General features: G+C 57.2%; 5 protein-coding genes. 3 read left to right on the top strand and 2 right to left on the bottom strand.

Going from position 1 to position 5898, the window contains the following annotated elements; all coding sequences use genetic code 11:
• On the bottom strand, window positions 1-97 hold a 97-nt coding region (locus NAM01S_RS37460; protein ID WP_169810938.1), incomplete at its 3' end, for a polyketide synthase docking domain-containing protein.
• A 1201-nt stretch (window positions 98-1298) separates the two neighbouring features.
• On the bottom strand, window positions 1299-2633 hold the full coding sequence (locus NAM01S_RS32470) for a cytochrome P450 (RefSeq protein WP_169810937.1): 1335 nt from the start codon (window positions 2631-2633) through the stop codon (window positions 1299-1301).
• Window positions 2634-3083: 450 nt separating this feature from the next.
• Here NAM01S_RS32470 and NAM01S_RS34565 point away from each other — a divergent pair, with 450 nt between their 5' ends.
• The 3 genes from NAM01S_RS34565 to NAM01S_RS34560 all read left to right on the top strand — a co-directional run bounded on the left by NAM01S_RS34565 (window position 3084) and on the right by NAM01S_RS34560 (window position 5643).
• The gene (locus NAM01S_RS34565; RefSeq protein WP_084483502.1) at window positions 3084-3857 is read left to right on the top strand and encodes a thioesterase II family protein; all 774 of its coding nucleotides are present in this window, start codon (window positions 3084-3086) and stop codon (window positions 3855-3857) included.
• A complete protein-coding gene (locus tag NAM01S_RS32465) occupies window positions 3826-4662 on the top strand; it encodes an AfsR/SARP family transcriptional regulator (RefSeq protein WP_255284350.1) in 837 nt (278 codons plus the stop codon). Before NAM01S_RS34565 ends, NAM01S_RS32465 begins: the two co-directional genes overlap by 32 nt.
• 84 nt (window positions 4663-4746) lie before the next feature.
• Window positions 4747-5643 carry a TIGR03620 family F420-dependent LLM class oxidoreductase gene (locus NAM01S_RS34560; RefSeq protein ID WP_084483501.1) on the top strand — a complete coding sequence of 299 codons (897 nt, stop codon included), beginning with the start codon at window positions 4747-4749 and terminating at the stop codon, window positions 5641-5643.
• Window positions 5644-5898 lie beyond the last annotated feature (255 nt).

Below are 5898 nucleotides of genomic sequence, written 5' to 3'. Positions count from 1 at the left end.
TCGCATTAACAAAATGTTCGTTCTGTGCCCGCAACCGTTTGTTCTCCAGTAGTGACGCCCGCAATGCCTCGACGATTTGCTCAGTCGGAGTGGTCATTTCGTGCCTCCTCGCTTCGATGGTCGCAACGGATGCGAGTTGATGTCTCTAGAGTGCACTCGATTTTGTCCAGAACGCCCGTCCGATGTTCGTTTAGGGCGACCTGGCGGGGATCATGCGATCGGTCGACAGTGGGCTGACGAGAAACCATTGCCGATTTAGCCACGGTGCCGGATTGAATGGCCACCAGATCTACTCCTTGTGTGAGTGGCGGCCGGGCGTAGTCTCGAACCCGATTGACTGTAATTTCCGTGCGAGATCCAAATATCCGAATAGTTGGCAGTCAATGTTGCGCAATGCGATCAAATTGCTGGCCCCGCGCCAGCAACTTGTCCCGGCGATCGTCATTGCTGCCCTCCCTTGAGAAAGGTTCAAACGTTGCACATAGCAGTCGCGCCGATCCGAGCACCAGTCTGCGTACCTCGCAAAGACCGGCGTCCAAACGTGTGGGATCACCTTCGCGTGAGGGCCTTAAGGCGCTCTAATCTATGGCCAAGGCCTCTGCCGAAGACCCGGGCCGCGACACAGTAAGACCTGATCAGCACGATGAACGTAGTGCTGCTGGCGGTGCCAACTGGTGTCGTGCCAGTGTCTGCAGTTGCATGCGAAGCCCTGTATTTCGGCGGAAACCCGGTCGAGTTGCCGATAACATGGTTGATCGCGGGTATTGCCATGAGGGTGTTTCGCGGATGGGGCTTCCCAGCTCGTCACTGCACTGGATGTGCGCCGGTCCATCTTTAGGCGCGATTCAAGGCCGGGATCGCCCGGCAAGTGCCGGGGTCAACTGTGAGTATCAGCCATACGACGCCTGTGGCTGGACCTGATAATGTCGAGAGATCAGCCTAGATGCGGCGCGGTTGTTTTGCGTTGCCCAGGGACGCCACGAGTGAGTCGCTTAGGCTCCTGCACCTTCGAGGCGTTTAGTCTGCGCGTCCTTGGTAATAAGGTGACATAGACGCCGCCGATGCCACCTTCTACGGCAACTCATATTGCGGCGGAGGGTCTATTATTTATCGGATACCGAATCGGTAGCGGCCACCTGCGATATGCGACCTGTTCGAACATAACCAGGCCGCCGCGTGCATTCCGGGGTTTGACGTGATCGGAGCGCAGTTAACCAGCGAGACTGATATGATATCACGGCCGCTGAAATCAGGTCTTTCCTAGTGAAGGCGATCAGCATCCGTGGGGGTGCGCTCGATTAGGTAAGACGTTTCACTACTCTTACCCGGGTGCCGCGGTTCGGAACGACGGTGATGTTGTGCATCTTCTGCAGTTCGTCAGTAGATCGATCGGGAACTAGTTCGACATGCCGTAACACGGTGCGCAATACAGTCTCCATCTCGGTCTGCGCGAAGAGTGCTCCGACGCAACGGCGGGCGCCGCCGCCGAACGGTATCCAGGCATGCTGCGGCGGATCGGCCTCAAGCCAACGCTCAGGTCGGAACTCGCCGGCATCGGAACCCCAGATTCGAGTGTCTGAGTGCAACGCTCCGATCGACGGCGCAAGGAAGGTCCCCGCGGGCAGCTGGTAACCAGCTAGTTCGAGTGGTTCCGTAATTCGACGCGAAACGTTGTAGACAACCGGTCGTACTCGCAGCGCCTCCTTGACGACAGCGGCGCGATAGGGGTCGTGCGGATCGTCAAGCCCCTCATTAACCCTCGCCAAGGCGTTTGGGCTACGAAGGAGTCGTTCGAACATCCACGCCAGTCCAACTGCCGCCGTCTCATGTCCCGCCACAAGCAAGGTCACAAGCTCGTCACGCACCAGATCGTCGTCAGGGTCATCATCGAGTAGCATCGCGAGCACGTCCGACCTTCGCGATCGTTCGGGATCACCCCGGCGATGAGCGATCTCGGAGTAGATTAACGAGTCCGCGTGATCCATTTCGCGAACTACCCTGCGCCAGGGCCATACTCGTGCCAGGCGGGGCCAAAGCCACATCGGCATATCGACGAGGTTCACTGCGAGGAACCGGCGCAATGCTTTCCCAAGTTCCTCCGCGCGGCCGCTGTCGACAACGCCCATTACGACGCGAACAATGATGTCGAGACTCAACTGTTGCGTTCGCGCCAGCAGCGGGAAGCTCTGGTCGATCGGCCATCGCGACAGCTCCCGTTCGGTCAGCTCCTCCATTGTGGATAGGACTGCTGCGATTCGCTCGCCGTGGAACGGCGGCGTCATTCGCCGGCGTTCGGCTCGGTGCGGCTGACCGTTCAGTGTAACTACCGACCGAGGGCCGGCGATTGGACGTAGAAGTGAATTTCCTCCTCCTGTGTGGAAGACCTCGGGTTTTCCACGAAATATCTTCCTGATCTCATCCGGATCGCAGACCACCACGAGCTGTCCGACTGGGGCGACGTGCAAGGTAAATACATCGCCATAACGCCGTTGCATCGCCGGAAGGAAGTGTTGTCGCGCGCCCCATATGCGGAATGTTTGTACAGGCAATGGCGTGCGTGGTCCTGGAGGCAGGCCCCTTAAGCGGGTTGGTGTTGTCGTTGTCCCCCGCCAATCGATAAGCCGCTCACTCATGGTTGGGTGATTAATTCGCGCGCCCTGTGCATTCACAGACATCGCGGGCCCCTCCCTTCGCTTGATCTCGGTTATACGCGACAGTTGGTCAGTCGTCAAGTGTGTCGGGCCTATGGTCACAGCTGCCCAGTTCAGCGCTCGTGCAACAACTTTCGTTGCGCTATGTGTCTGATGCGACCGTGGCGCTGTCTTGCACAGTATCTACTTCTGCGTTGTAGCAAGGACATTCGTGACTCAGTCGGTGATGTGGTAGGGGGTGGACGCCTGACCTGGACCGCCAATTCGACTGTACAGCAAAGCGATTCGAGCTGGCTCGGATCGCCATGGCTTGCTCTAGTAGCAGAACACTAGGTGGTTCGCAAGTATTGCTAAGGATTGACCTTCATTGGTACCGTCTGGCATCTGATACCGCTCGGTACTCGGCCAGGGGATAGGGAACCCGGGGGAAAGATGATCGCACCACGCAATAGCTGGATCCGGCGTATGCATCCGTCTGAGCTCAGCCAAGTACGTTTGTTCTGCCTCCCGCACGCTGGGGGCTCTGCCAGTGCGTACTTCAAACTCTCGGAGCTGCTCGGTCCACGGATTGAAGTGCTTGCTGTCCAATACCCGGGTCGGCAGGATCGACGCAACGAGCGGTGCGTTGAGAGTATTCCAGTGCTTGCTGAAATGATCGCTTCTGCCATGGCCGAATGGATCGACAGGCCGTATGCGATATTCGGCCATAGCATGGGCGCAATTATCGGTTTTGAGCTGGCTTTGCGGCTGGGAAGCGGAGGAGCAGGCGAACCGGTCCATTTGTTCGCCTCTGGCCGACGCGCCCCTTCGACCATTCGAGACGAACGCGTGCATCTCCTCGATGATTCTGGGTTGGTCGCAGAATTGCGTCGGAACGGCGGCACTGATCAACGACTCCTTGCAGATGCGGATCTGTTGTCAATGATTCTCCCGGCCACTCGTAGCGATTACCGCGCCATTGAAAACTATGTTTTCACCGGCAGTAAACTACTCAGCTGCCCTATCACTGCGTTGATCGGCAACACCGATCGGAAATGCAGCCTCGATGAGGCGGCTGCTTGGATGCGGCATACATCTGCTGCGTTTGACTTGCGTACATTCGAAGGCGGCCACTTCTTCCTCGACGCCAATATTGAAGGGGTTGCAAGGGGCGTGTCGGCCGCGCTCGTCGGGTATGGGCGGAACTGTCCAACCGATAATCCATAGGGAGGGAGTCATAGTGAGATACGAAATCCTGGGCCCGGTTCGCGTCGTAGACTCATCCGGTAGCTCCTATATCAGCGCTCCGAAGATCGAGCTGTTACTATCGGTGCTACTCATACGTTCCGAAGAGCTAATAAGAGTGGATCAGCTCAAAACCGAATTATGGAACGATAACCCGCCGCGGCGAGCGACTGCGGGAGTCCACGTCTATATATCGCAATTGCGGAAGTTTATTGATCGCCGCAGCGAGACCAACAGTGCCATCATTACCCGGCCGTCCGGCTACATATTCCGCCTAGGTGACGACGAGTTGGATCTGACGGAGTTTCTCCAGTTGGTCGAAGAAGGGCGAGGGCACGCCCGCTCTGGAGCGCATGATTCGGCCGTTTCCTGTTTTAATAAGGGGCTTAGACTTTGGCGAGGCACTCCGTTCGATGACCTTAGTTGCGGGCCGATAACGAATCGTTTCGCTACGTGGCTATCTGAGATAAGGTTGGAGTGGACAGAGCTGGCAATCGAAAGTCATCTGCGGCTGGGGCTTCATCGCCAGATGATTAGCGAGCTCTATTCGCTAATCGCTGAGCATCCTTTGCGTGAAACCTTCTACCGTCAACTTATGCTTGCGCTTTACTTGTCAGGGCGACGAGTTGATGCGTTGGCATTATATGAGTCTGCGCGCTCCACGCTGATCCGGGAGCTGGGTATCGAACCTTGTAGATCCCTACAGGGCCTGCATCATGCGATCCTAGTCGGGGACGACTCTGTTGACAAATTCGACCTCTCAAGCGTCAACATTGGCGCGGCTTAAGCGCGGGATCCTAGTCTGATCGTCAGCAGTTCGAAATTCCGGTGCTGCCAGTGATGTTGGCTGTCTAGCGAAGTGGGAGTATTGATGGACACAACAATCGGTCGAGTTGGCTTGTGGACCATGGACTTGGATGCAGAGCCAGCCGCTCGGGTGCGCGAACTGGCGGCGGAGGTAGAAGAGCTTGGGTTTGGCGCCCTGTGGATCGGCGAGCGGTTTGGTCGAAACCCGCTTACTCATGCAGCGCTTCTGCTCGGCGCAACCGAGCGGCTTGTAGTTGCTACTGGCATCGCGAATATTTATCTCCGTCATCCAATCGCGATGGCCGCAGCCGAGCGCTCACTGGCTGAGGCCTATCCCAGTAGATTTGTTCTTGGTCTAGGCGGCCAGCCGTTCGACGCCCGCACGCGTTCGATGGGTAAGGGTGTTTCGGCTATGAGCGAATATCTCGATTCTATGGACGCAGCGCCCCTCCAAAATCCAATATCGACCGGTCCTACGTGCCGTGTACTTGGTGCGATCGGGCCACGAATGGTCGAGCTAGCCGGAAAAAAGACCGACGGCGCACTGCCCTATCTCGTGCCTGTCGCGCATACGGAGAAGGCGCGAGCACAGCTTGGTCCAGATGCGTTGCTTGCTGTAGAGCAAGCGGTGGTGCTGGAGCAAAACACCGAGGCTGCTAGAGATATTTCTCACGCCCATGTCGCTATGTACCTTGCTGTCAGCGAGTCATTGAGGAAAAACATGCTAGCCCTCGGCTACAAGCCTGGTGAGGTGACGAGCCACCCCAGCGATAGAGTGGTTGATGCGCTGGTGGCGGGGGGTGGCCCCAGAGCATTGGACGATATTAGTGCGCGGGTGCGCGCCCACCTCGACGCTGGCGCGGACCACGTCTGCCTCCAAGTTCTCACAACGGGTCCCACTGCAGCACCGATCGCGCAATGGCGACTGCTGGCTGAGCTTGATCATTTGAATAGGCGTTAAGTGAGAAAAATAAGAAGATAGCTTCGTTCGTAGCTGGATTTGTCAAATTGATCTTGCTTGACTAGTGCTGTTGGTCGGGCGTTGGCACGAGTGTGATCCCGGATAATCCGGCTGCCTGCAGGGTAGATTCGTTATTCTCGATTTCAGCGACTCGCTTCAGCGCTGAGCTCCGCGGGAAGCCATCGAAACGGAGATATTCTCACCGCTGCCGTGGTGCCCACGGCTCTAAACGAATTACTTCAGTGCACGACAGCT

Origin of the sequence: Nocardia amikacinitolerans NBRC 108937, assembly GCF_001612615.1 — a bacterium.
GTDB lineage: Bacteria > Actinomycetota > Actinomycetes > Mycobacteriales > Mycobacteriaceae > Nocardia > Nocardia amikacinitolerans.
This window is presented reverse-complemented; position numbering and strand designations above follow the sequence as displayed.

Bases quoted from the DNA above. Each gene is read 5' to 3' on its own strand.
- NAM01S_RS32465 (WP_255284350.1), top strand. From the start codon at position 3,826: ATGGGCGGAACTGTCCAACCGATAATCCATAGGGAGGGAGTCATAGTG.
- NAM01S_RS34565 (WP_084483502.1), top strand. From the start codon at position 3,084: ATGATCGCACCACGCAATAGCTGGATCCGGCGTATGCATCCGTCTGAG.
- NAM01S_RS34560 (WP_084483501.1), top strand. From the start codon at position 4,747: ATGGACACAACAATCGGTCGAGTTGGCTTGTGGACCATGGACTTGGAT.
- NAM01S_RS32470 (WP_169810937.1), bottom strand. From the start codon at position 2,633: ATGAGTGAGCGGCTTATCGATTGGCGGGGGACAACGACAACACCAACC.